General features: G+C 67.1%; 22 protein-coding genes, 5 pseudogenes and 1 riboswitch. Of the genes and pseudogenes, 17 read left to right on the top strand and 10 right to left on the bottom strand.

Annotation, left to right across the window (positions count from 1 at the left end; translation table 11 throughout):
- Positions 1-8 precede the first annotated feature (8 nt).
- From V8F63_RS02125 to V8F63_RS02115, 3 genes and pseudogenes are all read left to right on the top strand, one after another.
- Positions 9-950 (top strand): ABC transporter ATP-binding protein, encoded by a 942-nt coding sequence (locus V8F63_RS02125; protein WP_392354365.1) that lies wholly within the window; start codon positions 9-11, stop codon positions 948-950.
- Positions 950-1716, top strand: a pseudogene (locus V8F63_RS02120) (ABC transporter permease). Before V8F63_RS02125 ends, V8F63_RS02120 begins: the two are co-directional and overlap by 1 nt.
- 733 nt (positions 1717-2449) lie before the next feature.
- Positions 2450-2941, top strand: coding sequence for a hypothetical protein (locus V8F63_RS02115; protein ID WP_392354364.1), 492 nt, complete (start codon positions 2450-2452; stop codon positions 2939-2941).
- Here the strand turns inward: V8F63_RS02115 and V8F63_RS02110 are convergent, their stop codons facing one another.
- From V8F63_RS02110 to V8F63_RS02100, 3 genes and pseudogenes are all read right to left on the bottom strand, one after another.
- A complete protein-coding gene (locus tag V8F63_RS02110) occupies positions 2942-3484 on the bottom strand; it encodes a hypothetical protein (RefSeq protein ID WP_392354363.1) in 543 nt (180 codons plus the stop codon). It lies immediately after the preceding gene.
- A gap of 21 nt (positions 3485-3505) precedes the next feature.
- A pseudogene (locus V8F63_RS02105) lies at positions 3506-3888 on the bottom strand (hypothetical protein).
- A 46-nt stretch (positions 3889-3934) separates the two neighbouring features.
- Positions 3935-4705: a ribonuclease gene (locus V8F63_RS02100; protein WP_303705599.1), complete on the bottom strand. Its 771-nt coding sequence runs from the start codon at positions 4703-4705 to the stop codon at positions 3935-3937.
- A 93-nt stretch (positions 4706-4798) separates the two neighbouring features.
- Here V8F63_RS02100 and V8F63_RS02095 point away from each other — a divergent pair, with 93 nt between their 5' ends.
- Positions 4799-5083 carry a hypothetical protein gene (locus V8F63_RS02095; protein ID WP_025976860.1) on the top strand — a complete coding sequence of 95 codons (285 nt, stop codon included), beginning with the start codon at positions 4799-4801 and terminating at the stop codon, positions 5081-5083.
- 105 nt (positions 5084-5188) lie between these two features.
- On the opposite strand, the gene V8F63_RS02090 is transcribed toward V8F63_RS02095, so the two are convergent.
- Positions 5189-5848 (bottom strand): amino acid racemase, encoded by a 660-nt coding sequence (locus tag V8F63_RS02090; RefSeq protein WP_392355015.1) that lies wholly within the window; start codon positions 5846-5848, stop codon positions 5189-5191.
- A gap of 165 nt (positions 5849-6013) precedes the next feature.
- On the opposite strand from V8F63_RS02090, the gene V8F63_RS02085 reads away from it, so the two are divergent.
- Together V8F63_RS02085 and thiC are read left to right on the top strand one after the other, a co-directional pair.
- Positions 6014-6574, top strand: coding sequence for a DUF11 domain-containing protein (locus tag V8F63_RS02085; RefSeq protein ID WP_134581598.1), 561 nt, complete (start codon positions 6014-6016; stop codon positions 6572-6574).
- A 230-nt stretch (positions 6575-6804) separates the two neighbouring features.
- A riboswitch (TPP riboswitch) is annotated at positions 6805-6912 on the top strand.
- 69 nt (positions 6913-6981) lie between these two features.
- A pseudogene (gene thiC, locus V8F63_RS02080) lies at positions 6982-8915 on the top strand (phosphomethylpyrimidine synthase ThiC).
- A gap of 742 nt (positions 8916-9657) precedes the next feature.
- On the opposite strand, the gene V8F63_RS02075 reads toward thiC, so the two are convergent.
- On the bottom strand, positions 9658-11025 hold the full coding sequence (locus V8F63_RS02075) for an AAA family ATPase (protein ID WP_392354362.1): 1368 nt from the start codon (positions 11023-11025) through the stop codon (positions 9658-9660).
- A 117-nt stretch (positions 11026-11142) separates the two neighbouring features.
- Between V8F63_RS02075 and V8F63_RS02070 the strand changes: the two genes are divergently transcribed.
- Positions 11143-12000 carry a hypothetical protein gene (locus V8F63_RS02070; protein WP_392354361.1) on the top strand — a complete coding sequence of 286 codons (858 nt, stop codon included), beginning with the start codon at positions 11143-11145 and terminating at the stop codon, positions 11998-12000.
- 130 nt (positions 12001-12130) lie between these two features.
- On the opposite strand, the gene V8F63_RS02065 is transcribed toward V8F63_RS02070, so the two are convergent.
- The gene (locus V8F63_RS02065) at positions 12131-12799 is read right to left on the bottom strand and encodes a DsbA family oxidoreductase (RefSeq protein WP_392354360.1); all 669 of its coding nucleotides are present in this window, start codon (positions 12797-12799) and stop codon (positions 12131-12133) included.
- A gap of 105 nt (positions 12800-12904) precedes the next feature.
- Here V8F63_RS02065 and V8F63_RS02060 point away from each other — a divergent pair.
- Positions 12905-13665: pseudogene (locus V8F63_RS02060) on the top strand (RNA methyltransferase); the annotation flags it as partial.
- A gap of 16 nt (positions 13666-13681) precedes the next feature.
- Positions 13682-14005, top strand: a complete 324-nt coding sequence (locus V8F63_RS02055; protein ID WP_392355014.1) for a YnfA family protein — start codon at positions 13682-13684, stop codon at positions 14003-14005.
- A gap of 132 nt (positions 14006-14137) precedes the next feature.
- On the opposite strand, the gene V8F63_RS02050 is transcribed toward V8F63_RS02055, so the two are convergent.
- Positions 14138-14839 carry an NAD-dependent deacylase gene (locus V8F63_RS02050; RefSeq protein ID WP_392354359.1) on the bottom strand — a complete coding sequence of 234 codons (702 nt, stop codon included), beginning with the start codon at positions 14837-14839 and terminating at the stop codon, positions 14138-14140.
- Positions 14836-15723, bottom strand: a complete 888-nt coding sequence (locus V8F63_RS02045; protein ID WP_392354358.1) for a LysR family transcriptional regulator — start codon at positions 15721-15723, stop codon at positions 14836-14838. The genes V8F63_RS02050 and V8F63_RS02045 overlap by 4 nt, the downstream gene beginning before the upstream one ends.
- A gap of 176 nt (positions 15724-15899) precedes the next feature.
- Here V8F63_RS02045 and V8F63_RS02040 point away from each other — a divergent pair, with 176 nt between their 5' ends.
- From V8F63_RS02040 to V8F63_RS02010, 7 genes and pseudogenes are all read left to right on the top strand, one after another.
- Positions 15900-17006, top strand: a complete 1107-nt coding sequence (locus V8F63_RS02040; RefSeq protein ID WP_392354357.1) for an S-(hydroxymethyl)glutathione dehydrogenase/class III alcohol dehydrogenase — start codon at positions 15900-15902, stop codon at positions 17004-17006.
- Positions 17007-17087: 81 nt separating this feature from the next.
- The gene (locus V8F63_RS02035; RefSeq protein ID WP_025977976.1) at positions 17088-17474 is read left to right on the top strand and encodes a VOC family protein; all 387 of its coding nucleotides are present in this window, start codon (positions 17088-17090) and stop codon (positions 17472-17474) included.
- Between the two features lie 41 nt (positions 17475-17515).
- Positions 17516-18055, top strand: coding sequence for a hypothetical protein (locus V8F63_RS02030; protein WP_392354356.1), 540 nt, complete (start codon positions 17516-17518; stop codon positions 18053-18055).
- A gap of 5 nt (positions 18056-18060) precedes the next feature.
- A complete protein-coding gene (gene fghA / locus V8F63_RS02025; protein ID WP_392354355.1) occupies positions 18061-18909 on the top strand; it encodes an S-formylglutathione hydrolase in 849 nt (282 codons plus the stop codon).
- A 5-nt stretch (positions 18910-18914) separates the two neighbouring features.
- Positions 18915-19157, top strand: coding sequence for a hypothetical protein (locus V8F63_RS02020; RefSeq protein WP_392354354.1), 243 nt, complete (start codon positions 18915-18917; stop codon positions 19155-19157).
- Between the two features lie 90 nt (positions 19158-19247).
- A pseudogene (locus V8F63_RS02015) lies at positions 19248-21070 on the top strand (DUF885 family protein).
- A gap of 93 nt (positions 21071-21163) precedes the next feature.
- A complete protein-coding gene (locus V8F63_RS02010; protein WP_025977971.1) occupies positions 21164-22963 on the top strand; it encodes a DUF885 family protein in 1800 nt (599 codons plus the stop codon).
- Positions 22964-23033: 70 nt separating this feature from the next.
- On the opposite strand, the gene V8F63_RS02005 is transcribed toward V8F63_RS02010, so the two are convergent.
- Positions 23034-23597: a DUF4189 domain-containing protein gene (locus V8F63_RS02005; RefSeq protein WP_303683088.1), complete on the bottom strand. Its 564-nt coding sequence runs from the start codon at positions 23595-23597 to the stop codon at positions 23034-23036.
- A gap of 3 nt (positions 23598-23600) precedes the next feature.
- Positions 23601-24722: a DUF1176 domain-containing protein gene (locus tag V8F63_RS02000; protein WP_392354353.1), complete on the bottom strand. Its 1122-nt coding sequence runs from the start codon at positions 24720-24722 to the stop codon at positions 23601-23603.
- Positions 24723-24914: 192 nt separating this feature from the next.
- Between V8F63_RS02000 and V8F63_RS01995 the strand changes: the two genes are divergently transcribed.
- Positions 24915-26135: an NADP-dependent isocitrate dehydrogenase gene (locus V8F63_RS01995; RefSeq protein WP_392354352.1), complete on the top strand. Its 1221-nt coding sequence runs from the start codon at positions 24915-24917 to the stop codon at positions 26133-26135.
- The last annotated feature ends 347 nt before the right edge of the window (positions 26136-26482 follow it).

Raw genomic sequence — 26482 nt, 5'->3', positions numbered from 1 at the left:
GAGGTTCCATGCCGCCAGTCATCGCCATCCAGGGCCTGACCAAGACCTATAAGACCGGGCGCCAGGCGCTGAAGCAGCTGGACCTCGAAATCCGCAAGGGCGAGATCTTCGCCCTGCTGGGGCCGAACGGGGCGGGCAAGACGACGATGATCTCCATCGTCTGCGGCATCGTCACCCCGACCAGCGGGACCATCCTGGCCGACGGCCATGACATCCAGTCCGACTACCGCGCCGCCCGGGCCAAGATCGGCCTGGTGCCGCAGGAGCTGACGACCGACGCCTTCGAGACCGTCTGGGCCACCGTCACCTTCAGCCGCGGCCTGTTCGGCAAGCCGCCGAACCCGGCCCACATCGAGCGCATCCTTCGCGACCTCTCCCTGTGGGACAAGAAGGACGCCAAGATCATGACCCTGTCCGGCGGGATGAAGCGCCGCGTCATGATCGCCAAGGCCCTGAGCCACGAGCCCGACATCCTGTTTCTGGACGAGCCCACGGCGGGCGTCGACGTCGAGCTGCGCCGCGACATGTGGGCCCTGGTGCGTCGGCTGCGCGATCGCGGCGTGACGATCATCCTGACCACTCATTACATCGAGGAAGCCGAGGAGATGGCCGACCGCGTCGGCGTGATCCTCGATGGTGAGCTGATCCTGGTCGAGACGACCGCCGACCTGATGCGAAAGCTGGGCCGCAAGACCCTGACCCTGAACCTGCAGGAGCCGCTGGCCGCCCTGCCGGCCGAGCTGGCCGAGTGGCCGCTGGAGCTGAAGAACGGCGGCTGCGAACTGGAATACGTCTTCGATTCCCACGCCGAGAAGACCGGCGTGCCCTCCCTGCTGCGCCGCCTCTCGGACCTCGGCGTCGGCTTCAAGGACCTGAACACCCGCCAGAGGTCGCTGGAGGACATCTTCGTCAGCCTGGTCCACCGCGATCGCGAGGAGGAGGGGGCGTGATGCGTTTCAACGGCCACGGAGTCTGGGCCATCTACCGCTTCGAGATGGCCCGGTCGCTGCGCACCCTGTGGCAGTCGCTGGTGACGCCGGTCATCACGACCTCGCTCTATTTCGTCGTCTTCGGCGGCGCCATCGGCAGCCGCATGACCGAGGTGGACGGCGTCCCCTACGGCGCCTTCATCGTGCCGGGGCTGATCATGCTCAGCCTGTTCACCCAGTCGATCTTCAACGCCAGCTTCGGCATCTATTTTCCGAAGTTCACCGGCACCATCTACGAAATCCTGTCCGCCCCGGTGTCGTCGCTCGAGATCGTGCTCGCCTATGTCGGGGCGGCGGCGACCAAGTCGGCGGTCCTGGGGCTGATCATCCTGGCCACGGCGGCGCTGTTCGTGCCGCTGCACATCCTGCACCCCTTCTGGATGCTGGCTTTCCTGATCCTGATCTCGACCACCTTCGCCCTGTTCGGCTTCATCATCGGCGTCTGGGCGCAGAATTCGAGCAGCTGCAGCTCGTGCCCATGCTGATCGTCACGCCCCTGACCTTCCTGGGCGGCGCCTTCTATTCGATCGAGATGCTGCCCGAGGGCTGGCGGACGGTCGCCCTGTTCAATCCGGTGGTCTATCTGATCTCGGGCTTCCGCTGGGCCTTCTACGGCGTGGGCGACGTCAGCGTTCAGGCCAGCCTTCTGGCCACGCTGGGCTTCTTCTTCGCCTGTCTGGCGGCGGTGGGCTGGATCTTCAAGACCGGCTATCGTCTGAAGAACTGAAGGCCACGAAAGCGCCGAACTCGGCGCTCACCGTCCTGGCCCTCAAACGCCTTTTCGACCTGATGCGCGCTCGCCTGAGCGCCGGAGACCGAATGTCCGACGCCGACGACAAGACCCCATCGACCGACAACCCGGCGCCGGACGCCGCGCCGCGCGCTTCAGCCCCGTTCCGGCGGGGCCAGATCACCTGGGGCCGCCCGCCCCAGGCCCCCTTCCACGTCGGCCCCCTGCCGCGCGACGAAGGCCTGGCCCGCCTGACCGCCATGCCGCCGCATCCCAAACCGGCGCAGCCAAAGCCCGCCCAGCCCCAGCCTGCCCAGCCTCAGCCCGCAAAGCCGACGCCCCCAGTGTCCGCGCCCCGTCCCTCGGGCGTCTTCAGCGGGTCGATGGTGCCGCGTCGCCAGCCCGCCCCGGCCGGCGCTCCCCAGCCTGCCGCTCCTCAACCGAGCGCGCCTCGACCGGCCGCGCCCCAACCCGCCGTGTCCCAGCCGAGCGTCGCCGCCCGCCCGACCCCGCCGCCCGCTCCCGCGCCGCGTCCGGCGGCTGAGGCGTTCGCTCAACCGACGCCCGCCGCCCCGATGTCTGCTGCTGCGCCGTCTTCCGCGCCGCAGCCCGCAACGCGCGCGCCCCAACCGGTCGAGCCGGTCGCTGCGCCGCTGGCCTCGTCTTCAACCAAGCCCGCTCGCGCTGGCCGCTCTATGTCGGCGTCGCGGCGGCGGCCGTTCTGGTTCCCGTGGCGGTCTGGCTGCTGGCCCGCTCCGGCGCGCAGGACGCCGCCGTCGAGGCGCCCGCCGCCGCGCCAGCCCCGGTGGTCGAAACCCCCGCCGCGCCGGTTGAAACGCCTGCGCCCGCGCCGACCGTCGCCGAGGCGCCAGCCGCCGTTGCGGCCGCTCCCGCGCCTTCACGCAACGTCAGCCCCGCGTCCGCGCGCCCGGCGCTGGTCCCGGCTCGCCCGACGACAAGGGCGCCCGCGCCCTCTGCCCCGTCGCCGGCCATCCCTGCGCCCACGGCTCAGCCGCCCGCCGCTACGCCTGCGCCGATCGTGGTGACGCCGCCTGCCGCGCCGGCGCCATCTGCCGCGCCGGCGCCATCCGCCGCGCCTGCGCCGTCTGCGGCGCAGCCGGACGCTCCGGTCCGGTCCGAGGGCCCGCCGCCGACCCAGGCCCGCCCGGCCCAGACCGACCCCAACGCCCCGATCGTCACCCGGCCCCAAAAGCTGGACTGATCAGCGCGCCAGCGGCGGCGTCTGTTCGGCCAGCGGCGGCACGCGGGTGTCGCGCCGCACGCTGTCGGGCATGAAGTCGGGATCAAAGGCGCCGCGCGTCGTCTCAGCGCCCATCTGAATGTACTGGGTGCCATAGATCTGCGGCCGTCCGATGCCCTGCAGATAGCGGTCCAGGCTGGCCGCCGCGATCCAGGCGGCGTCCTGATGACCTTGCGCCAGGGCGGCGGTCGCCAGCACATGGGCCTTCAGGATGTCGTCCGCCTCGCGGCTGTGGTGGAAGATGAAGGCCGCGCGATAGTAGTCAGCGGCCGACCGGATCTCGCCGCGTTCCAGCATGGCCTTGGTCTCGGCCAGACGTTCGGCGTCGGCCATGCCCTCAAGCAGGTCGAGATGATGGTCCTGACGCGCCTTCTGATCGGCGTCGAACAGGGCGGTCAGCGCCGGATTGTCGGCCCGGACCGCTGGCGGATCCTCAGCGCGACCCTGAGGACCGCAACCGGACAGAAGCAGCGCCGCCGCTGCGAGGGGGATCAGGCGTTTCATGCCCCTCGATAAGGGGAACGGTCACGCTTGGCGCAAGGGCAGATACCCGCGTTCCACCATCCGGCGCAGGCCGTCATAGGCCTCGCTCAGTTCGTCATAGGCGGTGCGGGCGGCGGTCAGGCGGGCGACCTGATCGGGCGTCGCCGGCGCGCCGGATTCCGCCAGGCGCACGGCCTCGGCCCCCACCGCGCCCGCGCCTGGGCCGTCAGCACGGCCAGTTTCTGAAAGGCGGCCACGTCGACCTGGCTCAGCGCGTGGCCGATCAGTTCGCGGTTGGCGACATAGGCGGCGTAGTCGATCTGATCCAGCAGGCCGCGCAGGCGGCGTTGCTCCTGCGGCTCCATGTCCTCGGGCATGAAGTGGTCGCTGGAACGGCGGCGGGACTGGGTCAGCATGGTCGACATGACGGCCTCGGACGAAACAGCGATCCGCAGCCTGACCCTGTTCTGGTTAACCGGTCGTTTGCACGCCCCGTTGCGCGTCCTGCTGAACGCCCTTGGGCGCCAGCTTCAGCCGCTCGCGGTCCGGCGCGCCCAGCCCGCGCGGGCAGCGCATCGGCCGATAGTCCTTGGAATAGCAGAGCCGCGCCTCGCGGAACCAGCCGTCGGTGGTGGCGATGAACACCCCGTCGCGCGGGAAGCCCGGATTGGCCGCGACAAAGGCGTCGCGGATGGCCCCGGCGGTCAGGCGCTGGGTCGGAATGGCCTCCAGATCCGGCTTGTTCAGCCCGTCCCACATCTTCGCGGCCTGCGCGAAATAGGCCTCGGGACTGTCCCAGCCGCAGGTGCCGTGCGCCGCCCACTCATGCTGTTGCAGGCTGGGCGAGGGGATCATGCAGAAGTGCCGCCGCACCGTCTCGACCGCAATGGCCGGGCCGGGCGCGGCGCAATAGCGCGGGTGCTTGTTGTCCGCCCCATTGGGCCACAGGCCGTGCAGGGTCAGGCCGAACTGATTGGCCGCGCATTGATAGCGGGCGTCGGGATAGTCCTTGCCGCTGCGGCAGGCCTGCGGCGACCAGCTGACCGCCAGCATGTTGAAGGCGACCGCCACGTCGGCGGCGACCTCGTCCTGCGGGATGCGATAGGGGCGGGCCGGGCGCAGGTCGTCCGGCACGTCGCAGACGGCGCCCGCGACCTGGGTCGGTTCAGGCTCGGCGCCGGTCGAGACGGTGCAGGCGCCCAGCAGGAGCGTCAGGGCGGCTAAGGCGAAGGGAATGCGCATGGCTCACCCGTAAACCCTGCGTGATCCTCGGCCAAGGCGGAACCCGCGCACGGCCCCGGCCATTGATAAGCGTAAGCATAAGAGGATGATTCCATGCCCGATCAAGACGCCTTTGAAGTCGCTCTGGAAGAGGCCATCGCCCTGTTTGAACAAGGCGAAAACATGAATCAGGCGCGGTTCGACGAGCTGATCGCCGAACTGGAGGCGCGCCGCCCCGCCCTTCACGCCGTGGCCGAGGACGACCCCCGCGCCGAACGCGCCCGCGAGCTGGAGCGTCGCGCCGCCGAGCTTGAGCATCGCGCCGCCCAGGGCCACGGTCAGATGGACGAGGTCAACAGCCTGCTGTCGCCCCTGATGGGCAAGAAGTCGGAGACCTGAGCCTGCCGAAGACGCCGTCATCCCGGCCTTGAGCCGGGACCGCCACAAGCGCCGCCGTCAGAACGTGCGGCGCTCCCGAACAGCCCGGGCTGGCGGCCAGGCCGCCTATCGACAGGCCGCGACGCAGGCCCGCGCCAGCACCTCGGCGGAATCGATCAGCGGCGCGCTGACATCGGCCTGATCCAGCAGCAGCGGCACCTCGGTGCAGCCGCCGATCACCGCCTCGGCGCCTGCCGCGATCAGGGCCTGCGCCAGATCGCGCATGGCCGCGCGCTGATCGGGGCCGACATCGCCCGCCTTCACCGCGAACACCACCTGCATGAACCGTTCGCCCTCGGCGGGGAGGGCGACCATCGCCAGCCCCTCGGCCGCCAAAGCCTCGGCGTAGAGCCGCATCCCGCCCGGCGTCGCCAGCACCCCGACCCGCCGCGCCCCGGTCCCGGCCGCCGCCCTGGCCGTTTCCGCCACCATGTCGATGAAGGGCAGGCCCGCCGCGCGGATGGCGCCCGCATGGGCGTGGGCCGTATTGCACGGCATGGCCAGCACCTGCGCCCCCGCAGTGTTCAGCGCCTGCGCCATTTCGCCCAGCGCCCGCCCCGCCGCCTCGGGCTGGGTATGGCGATTGGGCACCTGGGGGTTGATGTCGGCGATGACGCGGATGTGGTCTTCATCCACCCTGGCCGGCGTCAGCGCCTGCACCCGCGCCAGAAAGGCCAGCGTCGCGGCCGGCCCCATGCCTCCCAGAACGCCCAGAACCCTGCTCATGTCGATCTCCCGGCGGCGCGCCCGCTTCAGGCAGCTCTCATGCGGTCGGAAGGCGTGCAACGTAAAGCCCGCCTGCACGGGACAGTCTTTGAAAACCAGCGATTATCATTGACTGATCATTGATTACGTTGTTCGACGCCGTCGGTTTGTTGAAAGTGGTGCGATATGAAATTTCTGGCCGGTCTTGCTCTCGGGCTCCTGCTCTCTCTGGGCGCGACCGCTGCGGCGGCGCAGAACCCGGATGTATCCGTCACATTGACGGCCAGCCCTCAGTCGCCAAAGCCTGGCGCCACGATCAGGTTTGAAGCCGTGGTCACCAATCACGGCCCGGGACAAGTCACTGGTTTAGAGGCGGAGATATGGCTGCCTGCCGGGCTGACGCCGACATTAGTCAGCACGAACGCCGGAACGATCGTTGGTTCGAACACGACGGGCGCGCTTATTCACAATGTCACCCTTGGCGACGGGCAGGGGTTTACCCTGACTGCGGAGGCAGTGCTGCCGTCCGGCGCTGTGCCTGGAACCGTCTTGACGGGAGAAGCGGAGGCCAGGCCCAGCGCGCTGGATTCTGATCCGACGGACAACCTCGCCACGGCGACGCTGGCGGTCGGCGGCGTCGCGCCTGCGCCCGTTCCGACCCTGACCGAATGGGCCATGATCCTGCTGGGCGCCCTCTTGGCGGGCGGCGCTGTGCTGCAACTGGAGCGCCGCCGACGCGCCGTTTGAAGCGGCGGCCCCACAAAAATGATTATTGTTCGATAAAGCGCGTTAACAGCCCACCGGCCGCGGAACCAACCTCGCAGTCGGGGGTTCAGCAATCGGACCCGTCGGACGCCCCCCAACCCCGACGCAGTCTGCGGCGGCCCGGCCTTAACGCCCCCCGACTGAGAAGCCGGGCCGCCCCCTCTCTTCTTCCCATCGCTTCGCTTGACCCGCCTCGCAAACGGGCTAGGCTTGCCGTGTTCTCCGGGGGTCGCGATCGAGCGGCTGAGATTGGCGTAGGCGCCTGACCCGTCGAACCTGATCCGGGTCATGCCGGCGAAGGGACGAGTTCACCGCTTTCGACGCCCGAAGTCCGGCGTCGGGGCGCTCATACCGCGCCGGCGGACCTCTTCTCGCAGGAGGCCGCCACAATGAATATCCACGTCACCGACACCCAAACGCCGACCGAGGCTCAAGCAGCGAGCGACCGCGTCGCGAGCGATAGCCTCCCTCTCAGCGAAGCGCGCCAACAAGTCGCCGCCGAGCACGGCACGATCCCCACCGGCCCCCGCGCGGGCGGCCGCAAGGTCTATGTCGCGGGCGAGCTCTTCCCCGACATCCGCGTCCCCTTCCGCGAGGTCGCCGTCCACCCTTCGGCCAACGAGCCGCCGGTGACGATGTACGACTCATCCGGCCCCTACACCGACCCGGCCGTGACCATCGACATCAAGAAGGGCCTGCCCAAGGTCAAATCCAGCTGGCAGCTGGATCGCGGCGACATCGCCCCCGTCGCCAACCCTCGCGAGGTCAAACCCGAAGACAACGGCCACGCCAGCGGCAAGCACCTGGCCCCCGCTTCGACACCTCCAACCATCAGGTGTTCAAGGGCGTCCCGGGCCGCCCCGTCACCCAGTACGAATACGCCCAGGCCGGCATCATCACGCCCGAGATGGAATACGTCGCCATCCGCGAGAACCTGCGCCGCGAGCAGAACGCCCCCTGCATCCGCGACGGCGAGGACTTCGGCGCCTCGATCCCCGACTTCGTCACGCCCGAGTTCGTGCGTCAGGAAATCGCCCGCGGCCGCGCCATCATCCCGCACAACATCAACCACCCCGAAGTCGAGCCGATGATCATCGGCCGCAACTTCCTGGTGAAGATCAACGCCAACATCGGCAACTCGGCCGTCCTCTCGTCCGTCGATGACGAGGTGGACAAGCTGGTCTGGGCCACCCGCTGGGGCGCCGACAACGTCATGGACCTGTCGACCGGCCGCAACATCCACAACATCCGCGACTGGATCATCCGCAACTCGTCCGTCCCCATCGGCACCGTGCCCATCTATCAGGCGCTGGAGAAGGTGAACGGCGTCGCCGAGGATCTGACCTGGGAAGTCTTCCGCGACACCCTGATCGAACAGGCCGAACAGGGCGTGGACTATTTCACCATCCACGCGGGCGTGCGCCTGCCCTTCGTGCCGATGACGGCCAAGCGGGTGACGGGCATCGTCTCACGCGGCGGCTCGATCATGGCCAAGTGGTGCCTGGCCCACCACAAGGAGAGCTTCCTCTACGAGCATTTCGAGGACATCTGCGACATCATGCGCGCCTATGATGTCTCCTTCAGCCTCGGCGACGGCCTGCGCCCCGGCTCCATCGCCGACGCCAACGACGAGGCCCAGTTCGCCGAGCTGCGCACCCTGGGCGAACTCACCAAGACCGCCTGGGCCAAGGGCTGCCAGGTCATGATCGAAGGCCCCGGCCACGTGCCGATGCACAAGATCAAGGCCAACATGGACGAGCAGCTCAAGCACTGCCACGAGGCGCCCTTCTATACCTTGGGCCCGCTGACCACCGACATCGCCCCCGGCTACGACCACATCACGTCGGCCATCGGCGCGGCCATGATCGGCTGGTTCGGCACGGCCATGCTCTGCTACGTCACGCCCAAGGAGCATCTGGGCCTGCCCGACCGTCAGGACGTCAAGGACGGCGTCATCACCTACAAGATCGCCGCCCACGCCGCCGACCTGGCCAAGGGCCACCCCGGCGCCCGCGCCCACGACGACGCCCTCTCCAGAGCCCGCTTCGAGTTCCGCTGGGAGGACCAGTTCAACCTCTCCCTGGACCCCGAGACCGCCCGCAAATTCCACGACGAGACCCTGCCGAAGGAGGCGCACAAGACCGCCCACTTCTGCTCCATGTGCGGCCCCAAGTTCTGCAGCATGAAGATCAGCCAGGACATCCGCGACGCCGCCAAGGCCCAGAACGACGCGGGCGCCAGCCTGACGGACGCCGAGGCGGGCATGGCCGAGATGAGCGCTAAGTTCAGAGCCGGGGGCGGGGAGATTGAGGTGAAGGTTTAAGCGAGCGGGCGCACCCCGGGCCAGGATTATGGACGCGAGGCGGTCTCAACCTCGCCTTGCGTCCAAGTCTGCAGGCTGCAAAATTATGCCGAAGCCATCACGCCAAGGGAGGCTAGGGCACCTCGGACGCGTGTTTCAAATAGCCTGAACGACTCGGCGCCCCGTAGACGATCTAAGGATTGAGCTTGGGCAACTGCTGAAAATATTTGGCTAGGAGCCGATCGGCGGCGCCGTGGAGTGGCCAGCCGCACAGCGTTCTCCAGCACGCTCTTTGGATCCGGCAGAGCCTCCGCTGCCGCTGCCGTCGCAGGTAGGCCAAGTTCAGTGGCGCTTCCTGCATACCCCAGCGCGTCTAAAACAGCCTCGACGTCTGCAAGCACCCACGCTTCTGTTTCTCGATTTGGAGTAATTGTTACGCAGCGTTCCTGAGGCCATGCGCATAGCTCATTAGCCCGTTCGCAATAACTTTGAGAACGCTGTGCCAAGCTTTGCCGAACACCTCGTCCGCCGATATCAGCGTGGATGAAGGCAATGTGAAAAGCTTGGGCGTTCTTACAGATTTCCCCTGCGACCTCCTCAACAGCTCGTCCCGAGAGCGATAGTTGAACGGCAGCAGATTCCGGGATCTGAACGGATCTGGTTCCCTCACGAAGAGAAATGTCCGTTAGAATTCGAGGTAATAGCACCTCATAATACGCACGATCGGTCGCGCCTTCGTACGCTGTCGCCCACGATATATACGTCACGCTTCCTCGCTCAATTTTCGTAGAAGCGCCTCAACTTCAGTGCGTGTAAGGTCCTTTTCAGGGTCGAGCTCAAGTTGATCGGAGCGAACTCCGGTTCGCATACGAGTCCTTGTAGATCGTGTGCTAGATATTGGGTCAATCATTGCAACCGAGTCGGCGGCAATAATCTCCCTATCTTCTAGAGATTTCATTACTGCTGGAGAATGAGTGTTAACAAGGACTTGGAATAGTTGATCTTCAAGGAGGCCGTCGCCTGTTGAGGCTGATTCTCTGAGCAGCGTCATTAAAAGTGGTATGCGGCCCTCGTGAACTCCATTTTCCGGCTCCTCAAAGCATAGTACACCCTTTCTGTCGGGGTCATCGAGGATAGAAAGAAGGGCGAGCAATCTAAGTGTCCCATCAGATATTACCCGAGAGCTGAAACTAAGATCATCTTTCATGGAGACGCTAAATGAGTATTCTTTGGACCCGTCATCGTCGTGGACATTCACAGATTTAACGGATGGTATAAGCGATGTGAGATCGGATGCGATGTCCGATATAACGCCATTGGGTCTTTTGTCGTTTCGAGTTTCATCCTTCAATCGGGCTAGAACTGCGGACAGGTTAGATGCATCTGATCTGAGAGATTTCGACTCAAACTTGTCGCTTGCCCTACGCGCAGATTGCGGGTTGATTTCCAAAAAGCGAATGGAAGAAAGAAGATCTCTAAGAGCGTATAGATGGGGAAATTCAGACGTAGCGATTGTAGATAAAGCCGTTCTCGAAGCTTCGGCCGCTGGAATTTTAACAGGTCGACCTCGCTTTGTTGCTCCCGTATCCCCAGCTGGACCATCTTGTCTAATGTTGAATGCCACTACCCTGGAATTTGAATCTATATCCATGTCTATAAAGGCATTTTTTCTGTGAGAATATGAGACTTTCACGCGACGAAGAAAGGTGTCTTTGTCGTGTGATCTAAAGAGAGGAAAACACATTTCATGTGAAATAAATATTCCATGAGGATTTCCTCTCGCATCTCTTTTAATGGAAAGGCCAAGCTCGTATCTAATTCTCTGAGCCTTAATCGCATACTTGGCGCCGAACGCATCGATTCCAAACGACCCAAGTAGAACTTCTACCGCGAATTTCATATCATCGCGGGTGCCTGAAGCAGTCTGTCGAAATAACTCCTCCGGCTCACCGCGCAGGTCGCGCATTGCCGTCCGAACGTCATGCTGAGCTAGGAGGGAGATGAATTTCAGAGCGTCAAAAAGATTGGATTTTCCGCTCGCATTGGGACCAACCACCGCAGAAAATGGCTGCAAGTCTAGCTCAAAGCCTGAGAAGGTTTTGAAGCCGTCGATTTCTATTCGGGTCAACATATATAGACGCTAGCGCGCCCCCTTGTCCTCGGCAACGGTTGCTTCGCGCGCCTAACGTCCGTCCGATCCTGACGCACCCGTCCTCCATCCTCCGCCTTTCAGGCAGGAGGCGGCGCGATGGACGATCAGGCTTCGGGCGGGCGGGAGAAGGACTGGCCCGAGAAAGACTGGCATGAGGAGGCGCCGCGCATCATCGCCTCCGGCCGGTGGGAGCAGGACGAGTACGGCGACACCACCTACATCCCCGACCATGTGCGGCCCTCGACCGCCGAGCGGGCCGAGGCGCCTCCTCCAAACCATGATGACGCCCCGCGCGGCCATTATTACGAAGACCCGGCGCCGCGGGACGGCTATCGCGTCCGCTCCGAGGCGGTCTGGGCGGCGGCGCGGCGCGACTATCTGGCCGGGGATACGGCCGAGGCCGTCTGCGACCGCTATGGGCTGAAGCTGGGGACGCTGCGGTCCCGCGCCGCGCGCCAGGGCTGGCGCCGCTGCGATGCGGGCGACCCGGACCCGTGGCCCCCAAATCTCCTGAATGACGACGACGATCCGGTCGAGGATGCGGCGGCGGACGCCCCCGATCTGGCGGCGATGGCGGCTCAAGCGCTGATGCGGCTGAACTGGGCGGTGCGGCGCGGCCGGGCGGCCGAGGCGGCGTCTTGGCTGCGCACCTGGCGGGCGCTGACTGATCCGGCCCTGCTGGCCGCCGCCGAGCCGGAAAGCCCGCCGCCTGCGCCTGAACCGGACCCGCTCGACACGCTGGAAGCCGACATGAAGGCGGTCGCCGCCGTCGCCCGCGACGCCGCCCGTCTGGCCCCCGACGACCACGCGGGCCGCCGCGCCGTCGAGGCCCGCCTCGCCGTCCTCAGCGCCCGCCTCGCGCCGGAAAAGAGGGCGGCGATTTCAGACGATTCAGACGAATTGGACTCTGTTTTTCCCAACCCTTCTCCCCTTGTGGGAGAAGGTGGCCCGTAAGGGCCGGATAAGGGGTGTCGGCGCGACATGACGCGCTTTCTCTCCCTCGGGCTCATTGGAAAACGGGGCGCTCACACCCCTCATCCGTCCGGCTTCGCCGTCCACCTTCTCCCACAGGGGGAGAAGGGCCTTACGCCTTGCCCGCGATCTCGCGCAGGGCGTTGACGAACACCTGCGTCGGCTGGCCGCCGGAGATCAGATATTTGTCCTCCACCACCACGGCGGGGACGGAGGTGATGCCCCGCGCGCGCCACAGGGCCTGACTGTTGCGCACCTCCTGCATATAGCGGCCGGACGCCAGCACCTCGGCCGCCTCGGCGCGGTCCAGCCCGGCGGCCTCGGCGGCTTCGGTCAGGACGCCGGCGTCCGAAACGTTGCGGCCTTGCGTGAAGTGGGCGGCGAACAGGGCGTGCTTCAGCGCCGCCTGCTTGTTGGGCGCCGTCAGCCCGGCCCAGTGCAGCAGGCGGTGGGCGTCGAAGGTGTTCCACATGCGGCTGTCGTCGCGGAAGTTCATCTCGACCCCGACCTCGGCGGCGCGGGCGGTGATGGCGGCGCGGTTGGCGGCCGACTGTTCGGGGGTGGAGCCGTATTTGCGGGCCAGATGCTCGCCCATGTTCTCGCCCTCCGGGGCGATGTCGGGGTTCAGTTCGAACGGCTGGAAGGCGATGTTCGCGGCGATCCCTTCGCCCTCCAGACGCTCCAAAGCCTGTTCGAGCCCGCCCAGCCCCACGGCGCACCAGGGGCACATGACGTCGGAGACGAAGTCGATCTTCAGCGGCTTGGGGGCGGGCGCGGTCATGGCGGCGGCTTTCGGAAACAGAAGGTGTCGCCGGGGATATGGGCGCGGCGAAGAAGGAGGCAAGCGCGCCTTCTCGCGCCGGGGCAGAAGGATTACACAGCGCCCATGAGCGAACTCACCCCTCCCGTCGTCGTCCTCGACAAGTCCCAGATGGCCGACAATATCGGCGCGGTCGCCCGCGTCATGGCCAATTTCGGCCTGTCCGAGCTGCGGCTGGTCAGCCCGCGCGACGGCTGGCCCCAGGAGCGCGCCTGGGCCACGGCGTCCGGCGCCGACTGGGTGCTGGACGGGGTGAAGGTGTTCGACAGCGTGGCGGCGGCCATCGCCGATCTGCACACCGTCTTCGCCACCACCGCCCGCCCGCGCGAGACGCGCCAGCCGGTGCGCACCCCGCGTGAGAGCGCCCGCATCCTCTATGACGACACCGCCTCGGGCCTGAAGACCGGCCTGCTGTTCGGCGGCGAGCGCGCGGGGCTGGAGACGGGCGACATCGCCCTGTGCGCCGGGATCACGACGATTCCGATCGACCCGAAACACCACTCGCTGAACCTGGCGCAGGCGGTGGCGATCAACGCCTATGAGTGGCGCACCCTGATCCTGGACGCCCCGCCGCCGAGATTCAGGAAGGCGAGCCGCCCGCGTCGAACGACCTGCTGCTGGGGATGTACGAACATCTGGAGGCGGAGCTGGACAACGGCGGCTTCTTCTATCCGCTCGAGAAGAAGCGCTCGATGAGCCAGAACCTGCGCGTCATGCTGGGCCGCGCCGCCTTCACCGAGCAGGAGGTCGCCACCCTGCGCGGCGCCATCCACGCCCTGGCCAAGGGGCGGGGCCGGGTGCTGGCCAAGCTGGCGGCCGAGAAGGCGGCGGCGAAGAAGGGGAGTGAAGCTCGCCCTCGTCTATCCCCTGGCGGCCCTGGCCGAGATCGGCGGCTGCTTCGCCTTCTGGGCGTGGCTGAAGCTGGATCGTTCGCCGTGGTGGCTGGCGCCGGGCGTGCTCAGCCTGATCGCCTTTGCGTGGCTGCTGACGCTGGTCCCGGCCGAGGCGGCGGGGCGGGCGTTCGCGGCCTATGGCGGGGTCTATATCGTCGCCTCGCTGGCGTGGATGGCGCTGGTCGAGAAGACGACGCCGGACCGCTGGGACCTCATCGGCGGCGCGGTCTGCCTGTTCGGCGCCGCGATCATCCTGTTCGGGCCGAGGGGGTAGCGTTCTCTTATCCGCCGTCATCCTCGGGCTTGACCCGAGGATCGGGTTGTCCGCCTGCGGCCGCTTGGAAAGCATGAGCGCGCCGCTTCCTTGATCCTCGGGTCAAGCCCGAGGATGACGGCGAGGGGAGCCTTACAGCGTCCCGAAGAACCCCGGCACGGTTTCGCTGGCGGGGCCATAGACGCCCTCGTCGAACAGGCGCGCGCCCTGCGTCGGCTCCAGGTTGATCTCCACCGTCCGCGCCCCGGCCATACGCGCCAGCTGGACGAAGCCCGCCGCCGGATAGACCGCGCCCGAGGTGCCGATGGAGACGAACAGGTCGCACCGCGCCAGCGCCGCTTCGATCTGCTCCATCTCCAGCGGGATTTCGCCGAACCAGACGATGTGCGGGCGTAAGATTCCGCGCGGGTGATGCGGCGAGGCGTGGGTCGCCTCCAGATCGCCGTCCCAGTCGCAGACGATGTCCGAGGCGGTGCAGCGCGCCTTCTTCAGCTCGCCGTGCATGTGGATCAGCTCGAAGCCTGCTGCCGGCGGCGTCTCGGCATGCGCGCGGTCGTGCAGGTCGTCGACATTCTGCGTCACCAGCAGGAAGCCGCCTTTCCAGCGCGCCGCCAGATCGGCCAGGGCCCGGTGCGCGGCGTTGGGCTGCACGCTGGCCAGCTGGCGCCGGCGCTGGTTGTAGAAGTCCTGCACCAGGGCCGGGTTGGCCGCGAAGCCCTCGGGCGTCGCCACCGCCTCGACGCGATGCCCCTCCCACAGGCCGTCCGAAGCGCGGAAGGTCGGCACGCCGCTCTCGGCCGAGACGCCGGCGCCGGTCAGGATGACGAGGTTCATGCGGGGCTCCTTGGCGCGGCCAGTCGGTCGTGCAGCCAGTCGATCATGGCGCGGACCTTGGGCGGGACGTGGCGGGGGTGGGGGTGGACGGCCCAGACGCCTTCGTCGGGCGGGCGGGCCGCGTCCAGCAAGGAGACGAGGGTGCCGCTGGCCAGCGCCTCGGCGACGTAGAACTCGGGCAGTTGGCACAGGCCCAGCCCTTGCAGAGCCGCGTCCAGCACCGCCGCGCCGGAGTTGCAGCGCCAGCGGCCGGAGGGGCGAAGGCTGACCTCGCGTCCGGCCTCGGTGAAGCGCCAGTGCTCGGCCGAGCCGATCAGGCCGTCGTGGCTGGCGATCTCGGACAGGTCGCGCGGGGCGCCGCGCCGCGCCAGATAGTCGGGGCTGGCGCACAGAATCAGCCGCCGCGACGCCAGCCGCCGCGCCATCAGTCGGGAGTCGGTCAGGTGGCCGAAGCGCACCGCCAGATCATAGCCGTCGCCGACCAGGTCCCTGAGACGATTGTCGAGGTCCAGCTCGATGCGCAGTTCCGGGTTCTGGCGGGCGAAGGCGTTGACGGCGGGGGCGATGAACCGCTCGCCATAGGAGACGGAGCAGGTCATCCGCAGCAGGCCGCGCGGGGCCTGATCGTCGGGCTGGACGGCGGCCAGGGCCTCGTCGCGTTCGTCGATCAGGCGACGACACCGGGAAAGGAAGTCGCGGCCTGCGTCGGTCAGCTCGACCCGGCGGGTGGTGCGGTGGAGCAGGCGGGTCTGCAGCCGGTCCTCCAGCCGCGCGATCTCGCGGCTGACGGCGGATGTCGACAGGCCCAGCCGCTTGGCGGCGGCCGAGAAGCTGGCCTGTTCGGCGACAGCGGTGAATTCGTCGATCCCGTCCCAGCGGCTCATGGGGATGTTGGATCAGGATTGTTGCTCAACAGCAATAATGTTTTGCCGTTGTCGCCGTTTCGACCCAGCCGCAACGGGCGTAGTAAGGTCGCCAATCGTCACCTCTCCCGCCTTAGTCCCTGAAGCAGCGAGCGACCGCGTCGCGAGCGATAGGGACGTCCGAAGGACCCAACATCATGAAGACCCGCGCCGCCGTCGCCTTCGAAGCCAAACGCCCGCTCGAGATCGTCGAGGTCGACCTGGAAGGTCCGCGCGCCGGCGAGGTGCTGGTCGAGATCAAGGCGACCGGGGTGTGCCACACCGACGCCTATACGCTGGACGGCCTGGATTCCGAGGGCATCTTCCCGTCGATCCTCGGCCACGAGGGCGCGGGCGTGGTGGTGGAAGTCGGGCCCGGGGTGACCTCGGTCGAGGTCGGCGACCATGTCATCCCGCTGTACACGCCGGAATGCCGCCAGTGTAAGTCGTGCCTGTCGCGCAAGACCAACCTGTGCACCTCGATCCGCGCCACCCAGGGCAAGGGCCTGATGCCCGACGGCACCAGCCGCTTCAGCTACAAGGGCCAGGCGATCGCCCACTACATGGGCTGCTCGACCTTCTCGAACTATACGGTGCTGCCGGAAATCGCTCTGGCCAAGATCCGCAAGGACGCCCCGTTCGACAAGGCCTGCTACGTCGGCTGCGGCGTGACCACGGGCGTGGGCGCCGTGACCAACACCGCCAAGGTGACGCCGGGCGCTAACTGCGTGGTGTTCGGTCTGGGCGGCATCGGCCTGAACGTCATCCAGGGCCTGAAGATGGTCGGCGCCGACAAGATCATCGGCGTGGACATCAACAACGACAAGGAGGAGTGGGGCCGTCGCTTCGGCATGACGGACTTCATCAATCCGAAGAACGTCTCGGACGTCGTGGCCGAGGTGGTGCGCCTGACCGACGGCGGCGCCGACTACACCTTCGACTGCACCGGCAACACCGACGTCATGCGCCAGGCGCTGGAATCCTGCCACCGCGGCTGGGGCGAGAGCATCATCATCGGCGTGGCCGAGGCGGGCAAGGAAATCTCGACCCGTCCGTTCCAACTGGTCACCGGCCGCGTCTGGAAGGGCTCGGCCTTCGGCGGCGCGCGCGGCCGCACCGACACGCCCAAGATCGTCGACTGGTACATGGACGGCAAGATCGAGATCGACCCGATGATCACCCACACCTTCGCCCTGGAAGACATCAACAAGGCCTTCGATCTGATGCACGAAGGCATGAGCATCCGATCGGTCATCGTCTTCTAAAAGAGCGTTGCCAAACGAAACTAAGGCCGCCTAGCTTGCGGCTCCCGGTCAGCCGGCCGGGAGCACAATCGGGAGAAGACTATGTTCACGCACGTCACCTTGGGGGCCAACGATCTCGAGGCTTCGCACAAGTTCTATGACGCCGTGCTGGGCGCCTTGGGCCACCCGCCGGGCACGCTGAGCGAAGCGCCGATGCCGGGCGTCTGGTATATGACGCCGCGCGGAATGCTGGGCGTGGTCAAGCCGCGCGACGGTCAGGCGGCCTGTCACGCCAACGGCGGCACCATCGGCTTTGCGGCGGCCAGTCCCGAGGCGGTCGTCGCCTTCGCCGAGGCCGGGGTCGCAGCGGGCGGCGTGGCGATCGAGGATCCGGCCGGCCCGCGCAACAGCCCCTTCGGCGTGCTGCACCTGGCCTATCTGCGCGATCCGGCGGGCAACAAGATCTGCGCCGTTCACCGGCCGGGCTGAGGGCTGAAGCGATGACGACCAGGGCGGCTATCGCGTCGATCATGAGCGTTGCGGCGATCGCGGCGCTGGCCGCCTGCACGCCGCGCGGGGGCGAGACGCCGCCCCCGGCCGAAGCGTCCGCGCCGGCCTGGGTCCGCAAGCAGGTGGTGCTCTATCTGCCCGACCGCCTGATGAAGGCGCGGATCGAGATCTCCGACCTCTCGCCCTATCTTCTGCGCGTTGAGGAGGCGGTCAGCGCCGCCGCCACGGCCCAGCCGACGCAAGCGGGCGCCTCGGGCATGATGCTGCTGATGGTCAAACCGGGCGAGCGGTCCAGGGCCTGGATCGTCACCGGCGAGCCGCCGATGCAGCCGGAGGTCGTCGCGGCTCTGACGGCCGCGGCCGAGGCCGTGCCGGCGCCGAAGGTGCGCCAAGGGCCGATCCTGGTGGGTCTGCAGTTCGACGCCTGGGGCGGCGGCGCCCGCCCGAAGGCGCGGTCGCGCCGATCCCGCGCGACTGGTACGCGCATTTCTCCGAGGACGGCGGCGTCCTCGACGACGACTTCATGGCCAAGGTCTGGCCGGACTGATCTTCAGGAGTAGAGCTTATGGAAACGGTCAAGAGCCACGTCGTTCACGGCGGGACGCTGCGCTATCTGAAGCACGACAGCGCGACGACGGGCACGCCCATGACGCTGTCGGTCTTCGTGCCTGCTGGCGAGGGGCCGTTTCCGGTCCTGATCTGGCTGTCGGGGCTGACCTGCACCGAGGACAACTTCACCACCAAGGCGGGCGCCTATAAGGCCGCCGCCGAACACGGCGTCATCATCGTCGCGCCCGACACTTCGCCGCGCGGCGACGGCGTGGCCGACGACGCCGCCTATGACCTGGGGCAGGGCGCGGGCTTCTATGTCGATGCGACGCAAGCGCCGTGGGCGCCGCATTTCCGCATGGAAAGCTATGTCACGGGCGAGCTGATCGAGCTGATCGACGCCCAGTTCCCGACGACGAAGACGCGCTCGATCTTCGGCCATTCGATGGGCGGGCACGGGGCGCTGACGCTGGCGCTGCGTCATCCGGAACTGTTCAAGTCGGTGTCGGCCTTTGCGCCGATCTCGTCGCCGACGCGCTGTCCCTGGGGCGAGAAGGCCTTCACCGCCTATCTGGGCGAGGATCGGACGCAATGGGCGAAACACGACGCGGCCCTGCTGATCGAGGGCGGGGCGGCCCAAGATGCAGATGGAAAGCGCGTGTTCGACGACATCCTGGTGGACCAGGGCGACGCCGATACCTTCCTGACCGATCAGTTGAAGCCGGAGCTGCTGACGGCGGCGGCGCAAAAGGCCGGTCAGGGGCTGACCCTGCGGATGCAGCCGGGCTATGACCATTCCTACTTCTTCATGGCCAGCTTCGTGGACGACCATGTGGCCTTCCACGCCAAGCGGCTGAAAGCCTGAGTAAAATGACCGATGCCGCCCCCGATTTCGATTCCATGTTCGCGGACCTGTGCAATCAGGTCGGCTTCTGCCTGCATGAAAAGGGGCAGAAGAAGGTGATCGCCGCCCTGCCCAAGGGGCTGGACGCCGCCGTGCGCGCCGTCTTCGCCGCCGAGGGCGTGGATGAGCCGAACGCGCCCGGCGACCTGAAGCGCGCCGTGCGCGACTGCATCAAGGCCCATGTAAGCGCGCCCAGATCGGGCGCATGACGCAGACTTAACCCGCAAGGCGACGATCAAGCCTTGCGGGCGGCCATCGCTTCGCTAGCATCCCGGCCCATCGCTTTTGGGAGGAAGCTCATGATGGATCGCCGCCGCCTGTTGATGTCGGTCGCCGCGGGGGAGCGCTGGCCGCTGTCGGCCCGGTTCGCGCCCTTGCCCATGGCGCTGCGGCGCAGACCGCTTCGGCCGACTTCAACGCCCTGATGAACCGGATCGCGCAGGAGATGCTGCTGAGCGATCCGGAAGCCCTGACCATGCTGGGCATGGACCGGGGACCGATGGCGGACGCCCGCTTCAAGCTGAGCGACCGCAGCCAGGCCAAGGTCGAGGCCGACAAGGTCAAGTTCGTCGCCGCCATGACGGACATGGCGGCCATCGACCGCAACGCCCTGCCGGCCAAGGAGCAGATCTATCACGACTCCCTGACCTTCTTCGGCGAGACGGTGATGGAAGGCTACGCCTTCCCCTATGGCGGCGGGATGTACCCCTCGCCCTATACGGTCAGCCAGCTGGGCGGCTCGTACCAGCAGATCCCCGACTTCCTCGACAGCCAGCACCGCATCGAGGCGGCGGATGACGCCGAGGCCTATCTGTCGCGCCTGTCGGACTTCGCCCGCAGTCTGGATGACGAGCGCGAGCGGATGCAGATCGACTACGCCGCCGGGGCCGTGCCGCCGGACTTCGTCATCGACCGCACCCTGACGCAGATGGGCGCCATCACCGGCACGGCCGTGGCCGACTCGGTCATGAGCCAGTCGATCGCGCGTCGCACGGCCGAGAAAAACATCCCCGGCGACTGGGCCGCACGGGCGCAGACGATCCTGACGCGAGAGGTCTATCCGGCCATCCAGCGCCAGGCCGACGCCCTGAAGGCGGTGCGCGCGGGCGCGACGCACGACGGCGGCGTGTGGCGTTTGCCGGACGGCGAGGCCTACTATCGCTATGGGCTGAAGAACTACACCACTTCCTCGATGACGCCGGACGAGGTGCATCAGATGGGGCTGGACCAGGTGGCCGACATCTCGGCCCGCGCCGACGGCCTGTTGAAGGCGCAAGGGTTGACGCAAGGCACGGTCGGCCAGCGCATCGCCGCCCTCGGCAAGGATCCGCGCTTCGTCTATCCGAACACGGACGAGGCCAAGGAAGAGCTGCTGAAGGAGTTGAACGTCCAGATGGCGGCCATGCAGGCCCGCATGCCGGACTATTTCGGCCGCCTGCCCAAGTCGCCCTGCGACATCCGTCGCGTGCCCAAGGCCATCGAGGCCGGGGCGCCGGGCGGCTACTACATGGCGCCGGCGCTGGATGGGTCGCGGCCGGGCGCCTACTACATCAATCTGCGCGACACGGCGGAGTGGCCCAAGTGGACCTTGCCGACCCTGACCTATCACGAGGCCGTGCCGGGCCATCACTTCCAGATCGCCCTGCAGATGGAGCAGCCGGACACCCCGCTGCTGATGAAGGTCATGGGCTTCTCGGCCTATTCCGAGGGCTGGGGCCTGTATTCGGAGCAGTTGGCGGACGAGATCGGCGCCTATGAGAACGATCCCTTTGGCCAGATCGGCTACCTGCAATCCTTGATGTTCCGCGCCGCGCGTCTGGTCGTGGACTCGGGTCTGCACCACAAGCGCTGGAGCCGCGAACAGGGCATCCGCTACATGGTCGATACGCTGGGCGATCAGGAATCCAGCATCGCCACCGAGGTCGAGCGCTACTGCGTCTGGCCGGGGCAGGCGTCCAGCTACAAGGTCGGCCACACCACCTGGGTCAAGCTGCGCGAAGACGCCAAACGGCGCCTGGGACCGCGCTTCGACATCAAGGGCTTCCATGACACGGGCCTGGCTCTGGGCGGCGTGCCGCTGACGGTGCTGGAGCGGACCATGAACGCCTGGACGCCGGTCTGACGACGACCTGATTCCCGGACGCGCCGGTCCTTCATTGAGCGTGAGTGTGGAGCAACGCCCGGCGCGGCGCGGCTTCTTTGGGGGAGTACCTGAATGATCAATCGCCGCAATCTCTTGCTGAGCGCCGCCGCGACCGCCGCCGCAGCGCCCATGCTGGCCCAGTGCGCCGCCGCCGCCGCCAGCGACGCCGACGCGCGCCTGAACGCCCTGCTGGACGGCTGGTTCGAGGCCGACATCGACGAGGCGCCCGAGCGCGCCACCAACCTGGGTCTGGACAAGGACGCCCGCGCGGGCTTGTCGTCCAAACTCAGCGAGGCCGGGCCGGACGCCATCCGCAAGGATCGCGAGAAGGCGATCAAACGCTGGGACGAGCTGAAGGCGTTTGACCAGAAGGGCCTGTCCGAGGCCGGGGCGCTGAACTACGCCATCGCCGCCTTCGGGCGCGAGACGTCGGCCCAGACGGCGCGCTTCGACTATGGCGCGGGGCCGGGCCGTCCGTCGCCCTATGTCGTGACCCAGCTGTCCGGCGCCTATTTCTCGACGCCCGACTTCATGGACAACCAGCACCGCATCGAGGACGCGGCCGGCGCCGACGCCTTCCTGTCGCGGCTGGAGGCCTTTGCGGGCGTTCTGGACGGCGAGACGGACAAGATCAAGGAAGACGCCGGTCTGGGCGTGATCGCGCCGGACTTCATCATCGACCGGATGCTGCCGCAGATCCGCACCCTGCGCGACACGCCCGCCGCCGACATGGCCATGATCCAGTCGCTGGTCCGCAAGGCAGGGGCGCTGAACCTGTCGGGCTATGACGCGCGCGCCGCCGCCCTGGTGGACGAGAAGGTCAAACCGGCCCTGGCCCGCCAGATCGAGGCGCTGGAAGCGGTCCGTCCCAAGGCCGTTCACGACGCGGGCGTGTGGCGCCTGCCGGACGGCGAGGCCTTCTACGCCGCCGGGCTGAAGTCGAACACCACGACCACCCTGTCGGCCAAGGAAATCCACGCCATGGGCGTCGAACAGGTGGCCGAGATCACCGCCGAGATTGACGCCATCCTGAAGTCTCAGGGCATGACCCAGGGCACGGTCGGCGAACGGGTTCAGGCGCTGAACAAGGACCCGGCCCAGCTGTTCCCCAACACCGACGCGGGCAAGGAAGAGCTGCTGAAGTGGCTGAACGAACAGGTCGCCGCGCTTGAACCGAAACTGCCCGCCGTCTTCGGCCGCCTGCCCAAGACCCACGTCGAGGTGCGCCGCGTGCCGGTGTCGATCCAGTCGGGCGCGCCGGGCGGCTACTATCAGGGGCCGCCGCTGGATGGCTCGCGCCCGGGCGCTTACTACATCAACCTGCGCGACAGCGGGAACTGGCCGAAGTTCGCTCTGCCGACCCTGACCTATCACGAGGCCTCGCCGGGTCACCACCTGCAGGTGGCGCTGCAACGCGAGTCGGGGGAGCTGCCGCAATGGCGCCGCGCCGGCGGCTTCTCGGCCTTCAACGAAGGCTGGGCGCTGTACGCCGAGGCGGTGGCCGCCAACGATCTGGACGCCTATGCGACCGATCCGCTGGGCCGCGTCGGCTTCCTGATGTCCTATCTGTTCCGGGCCGTGCGCCTGGTGGTCGACACCGGCATCCACTCCGAGCGCTGGAGCCGCGAACGGGCGGTCGAATATATGGCGGCCTCCGGGGCCAAGCCGCTGGACGCCTCCAACAGCGAGATCAATCGCTACTGCGTCTGGCCGGGCCAGGCCTGCGCCTACAAGGTCGGTCACACCGTCATCGCCCGCCTGCGCGAGGAAGCCCAAGCCAAGGACGGCTTCGACCTGCGCGCCTTCCACGACAAGGTGCTGGGCGACGGCTCCATGCCGCTGGCGGTGCTGGAAGGACGGATGCGCGGCTAACCGCCTTCCAGAAACAAGAAGGGCCGGAGGATCATCCTCCGGCCCTTTTCCTTGGCGGTGGGCCGCCTTGTCAGTAACGCGTCACGCGGGTGGATCGCGAGGTGCAGACGGCGTCATGGGCCATTGCGCAATCGGATCCGCCGTTGGCCTGGCACTGGCTGATGGCGTCGGCGCGGGCCGAGCGGGCGTTGCGCGCAGGCGTTGAGAAATAGCGGGTCACGCCGTCGACCTGACCCGAAGCCACGGCCGAGCAGGCGTTGCGCCAGGAGGCCACCGGCGCACAGTTGGCGTCGGGTTCGGTCGGCGCGCGCATGCTGACGCCCCAGGCATGGTCGGGCTGCTCGCATTTCCTCATGGCGTTGAACATGGCGGCGTCGATGTTGCGGCCCTGCAGGACATAGGCATAGACCGCGCCCGTGTCGGTGTTGAACGCAAAGGCCCCCAGACCCTCGACACGTTCGCGATGGCCCATGGTGCTCGTGTCCACGCCCTGCGGGGCGTCTGGCGCGCAGGTCGCCGAACCGGCCGCCGTGCCGACGGGGCATTGTGTCTGGGCTGAGGCCTTGCCGGAGGGCAGTCCCGCCATCAGCAGAAAGCCCACGGCCATAGCGCCTGAAAGCGCAATGAATTTCATGACTTAATCCTTGGTTGCGCGCCAGGTGGATGGCCACAGGTCCTGAGGCATGGCGGTGCAGGTCGGCATCGCCTTCTCCTCCAGCAGGGCGAAGCGTTCGCCGGTCCAGCCCCAGACGCCCATGCGGCCGCAGTCGCCTAGGCCGCGTCCCTTGGCGAAGGCGAACAGGGTGCGGGTTTTGGGATCATAACGGCTGTTGACCAGGGTCTGCTCGCTGCCCGCGGCCGTGGGGAAGGCGACCGGCTGAGGCGCGTTCCCGTCTGCCGTCGTGAGGAAATAGGCCTGGCTGAAGTTATAGGCGCCTTCGCCGCACGGCACGCTCCACAGCAGCTTGTCAGCGGCTAGCCGGGCGACCTCGACCTCCGCCTCGAAGCGTTCGCCCCGGCGGGTTTCGGCCAGGCATTCCTTGACCCTGGCGTGCGCCAGCAGCGCCGGCGACAGGTCATCCTGAGGCAGGCCGTTCTGGGAAACGGCGGCGGCCAGGGTCACGCGCGGCGCGGCGGGGGCGGCGGGCACGCTGGACGCGGGCTGGTCGCCGCGCCGGATCAGCGCCGTGGACGTGCCCAGTCGTCCCTGACGGTCGTCGATCCACAGGAAGGCGGCGGCGGCCCCGCCCAGGCTGACCTTCATCTTCTCGTCGCCGCGCCTCAGCGCCATGAAGGAGCCATTGCCCAGATCATGCAGAAGCTGGGCCGAGGGCGGCTGGAAGGCGATGACGTCGCCTTCCTCATCCATCTTGGAATTCTTGCCGGCATAGCGGCGGCCGTCGATCTCGGCGTAGACGTCGCCCTGTCCGTCTTCCAGCCCCCAGCCGCCCATGTGGACGACGGGCCGCGCCTGAGGGCCCGGCGCCAGGAAGACCATGACGAAGCCCATGTTTTCCTCGGCCGATCCGAAGGCGACGCAGTGATTGGTGTTGTCGCATGTCGCTGTCCAGTCGCGAAACTCGCGCGTCACGCTGGGCGGATGGGCGCCGCCCTGTACGGCGGGCGCGGCGACGGCGGCCTCGGCGGGCGGCTGAGCCGTCGGCGCTTCTGGCGCGGTTGCGGCCTCCTGTCCCTTGCAGGCGGCCAGCGCCAGAGGGACCAGGGCGACGGTGGCGGCGAACCGGAGGCGAGGCGTCATCAGGCGTTCCATGCGTTTTGACCGACCGGCGGCGTCAAGCGTAGCCGTGAAGAAGCCAAGCGGCCAAGCCGTCGTTTCGTTCCGGCCCGCCGTTCAGGCCGTGCGGCTTTCGTCCCCTTTGCGCCCGCGCGCGGGGTCGCTATATCCCCTGCACCGAATTCCTTCCCTGATTTGAGAGACAGAGGCGTAAGCATGGCCAAGATCAAGGTCGCCAATCCCATCGTGGACATCGACGGCGACGAAATGACCCGGATCATCTGGCAGATGATCAAGGACAAGCTGGTCTTCCCGTACCTGGACCTCGAACTCGACTATTACGATCTCGGCATGGAAAGCCGTGACGCCACCGACGATCAGATCACGATCGACGCGGCCCACGCCATCCAGAAGCACGGTGTCGGCGTGAAGTGCGCCACCATCACCCCGGACGAGGCGCGCGTCGCCGAATTCGGCCTGAAGAAGATGTGGAAGTCGCCGAACGGCACCATCCGCAACATCCTGGGCGGCGTGGTCTTCCGCGAGCCGATCATCTGCTCGAACGTGCCGCGTCTGGTGCCGGGCTGGACCCAGCCGATCGTCGTGGGCCGCCACGCCTTCGGCGACCAGTACAAGGCCACCGACTTCCTGATGCCGGGGCCGGGCACCCTGACCATCAAGTTCGTCGGCGACGACGGCGAAGTGATCGAGCACGAAGTGTACAAGTCGCCGGGCGCTGGCGTCGCCATGGGCATGTACAACCTGGACTCCTCGATCCGCGAGTTCGCCCATGCCTCGTTCGCCTATGGCCTGCAGCGCAACTACCCGGTCTATCTGTCGACCAAGAACACCATCCTCAAAGCCTATGACGGCCGCTTCAAGGACATCTTCCAGGAAGTCTTCGACGCCGAATACGCCGAGGAATTCAAGAAGCGCGGCCTGACCTATGAGCACCGCCTGATCGACGACATGGTCGCGGCCGCCATCAAGTGGTCGGGCGGCTTCGTCTGGGCTTGCAAGAACTACGACGGCGACGTGCAGTCGGACATCGTGGCTCAGGGCTTCGGCTCGCTGGGCCTGATGACCTCGGTGCTGATGACGCCGGACGGCAAGGTCATGGAAACGGAAGCCGCCCACGGCACCGTGACCCGCCATTATCGCCAGCATCAGAAGGGCGAGGCCACCTCGACCAACTCGATCGCCTCGATCTTCGCCTGGACGCGCGGCTTCAAGCACCGCGCCAAGCTGGACGGCAACACGGAGCTGGCCGAGTTCGCCGACACCCTGGAGCGCGTGGTCGTCGAGACGGTCGAGTCGGGCTTCATGACCAAGGACCTGGCCCTGCTGGTCGGCGATCAGCAGTCCTGGCTGACGACCGAAGGCTTCCTGGACAAGGTGTCCGAGAACCTGAAGAAGGCCCTGCCGGGTATTGGTTAAGAGCGCTACCGCGCTTCGCGCTGCTTGAGCGCGTTGCTGTGAGCAGCAAGGCCCGCCGGAGCGATCCGGCGGGCCTTTTGCTGGGCGGCATCGCTTCCCTATTCCGCTCATCCCGGCGGACGCCGGGATCCAGTGAGAGCGCCACGCTGCGCCTATCCGCCGATCCGGAATGCTTGAAGCCAAAGTACTGGGTCCCGGCGTCCGCCGGGATGAGCGGTGGTCGATGTTTGCCTCACCCCATCGTCAGGTCCCCTGGAAACGAGAGCCGGTGAAAACACGCATTGAACCCGCCTGTGATCCATGTCCCTAATCCGCCTGGGGATTTTGGCGCCGTTTCGTCGTCGTCC

The sequence above is a fragment of the Brevundimonas sp. LF-1 genome, assembly GCF_037055305.1.
Lineage (GTDB): Bacteria > Pseudomonadota > Alphaproteobacteria > Caulobacterales > Caulobacteraceae > Brevundimonas > Brevundimonas sanguinis.
The sequence above is the reverse complement of the archived record's forward strand: the minus strand, read 5'-3'. Positions and strand labels throughout refer to the sequence as shown.

Excerpts from the sequence above, each read along its gene's own strand:
- V8F63_RS02005 (WP_303683088.1), bottom strand. The coding sequence starts at position 23,597 with ATGAAATTCATTGCGCTTTCAGGCGCTATGGCCGTGGGCTTTCTGCTG.
- V8F63_RS01995 (WP_392354352.1), top strand. The coding sequence starts at position 24,915 with ATGGCCAAGATCAAGGTCGCCAATCCCATCGTGGACATCGACGGCGAC.
- V8F63_RS02000 (WP_392354353.1), bottom strand. The coding sequence starts at position 24,722 with ATGACGCCTCGCCTCCGGTTCGCCGCCACCGTCGCCCTGGTCCCTCTG.
- V8F63_RS02065 (WP_392354360.1), bottom strand. The coding sequence starts at position 12,799 with ATGACCGCGCCCGCCCCCAAGCCGCTGAAGATCGACTTCGTCTCCGAC.
- V8F63_RS02075 (WP_392354362.1), bottom strand. The coding sequence starts at position 11,025 with ATGTTGACCCGAATAGAAATCGACGGCTTCAAAACCTTCTCAGGCTTT.
- V8F63_RS02085 (WP_134581598.1), top strand. The coding sequence starts at position 6,014 with ATGAAATTTCTGGCCGGTCTTGCTCTCGGGCTCCTGCTCTCTCTGGGC.
- V8F63_RS02010 (WP_025977971.1), top strand. The coding sequence starts at position 21,164 with ATGATCAATCGCCGCAATCTCTTGCTGAGCGCCGCCGCGACCGCCGCC.
- V8F63_RS02125 (WP_392354365.1), top strand. The coding sequence starts at position 9 with ATGCCGCCAGTCATCGCCATCCAGGGCCTGACCAAGACCTATAAGACC.
- V8F63_RS02045 (WP_392354358.1), bottom strand. The coding sequence starts at position 15,723 with ATGAGCCGCTGGGACGGGATCGACGAATTCACCGCTGTCGCCGAACAG.
- V8F63_RS02050 (WP_392354359.1), bottom strand. The coding sequence starts at position 14,839 with ATGAACCTCGTCATCCTGACCGGCGCCGGCGTCTCGGCCGAGAGCGGC.
- V8F63_RS02090 (WP_392355015.1), bottom strand. The coding sequence starts at position 5,848 with ATGAGCAGGGTTCTGGGCGTTCTGGGAGGCATGGGGCCGGCCGCGACG.
- V8F63_RS02100 (WP_303705599.1), bottom strand. The coding sequence starts at position 4,705 with ATGCGCATTCCCTTCGCCTTAGCCGCCCTGACGCTCCTGCTGGGCGCC.
- V8F63_RS02110 (WP_392354363.1), bottom strand. The coding sequence starts at position 3,484 with ATGAAACGCCTGATCCCCCTCGCAGCGGCGGCGCTGCTTCTGTCCGGT.
- V8F63_RS02095 (WP_025976860.1), top strand. The coding sequence starts at position 4,799 with ATGCCCGATCAAGACGCCTTTGAAGTCGCTCTGGAAGAGGCCATCGCC.
- V8F63_RS02070 (WP_392354361.1), top strand. The coding sequence starts at position 11,143 with ATGGACGATCAGGCTTCGGGCGGGCGGGAGAAGGACTGGCCCGAGAAA.
- V8F63_RS02030 (WP_392354356.1), top strand. The coding sequence starts at position 17,516 with ATGAGCGTTGCGGCGATCGCGGCGCTGGCCGCCTGCACGCCGCGCGGG.
- V8F63_RS02035 (WP_025977976.1), top strand. The coding sequence starts at position 17,088 with ATGTTCACGCACGTCACCTTGGGGGCCAACGATCTCGAGGCTTCGCAC.
- V8F63_RS02040 (WP_392354357.1), top strand. The coding sequence starts at position 15,900 with ATGAAGACCCGCGCCGCCGTCGCCTTCGAAGCCAAACGCCCGCTCGAG.
- fghA (WP_392354355.1), top strand. The coding sequence starts at position 18,061 with ATGGAAACGGTCAAGAGCCACGTCGTTCACGGCGGGACGCTGCGCTAT.
- V8F63_RS02020 (WP_392354354.1), top strand. The coding sequence starts at position 18,915 with ATGACCGATGCCGCCCCCGATTTCGATTCCATGTTCGCGGACCTGTGC.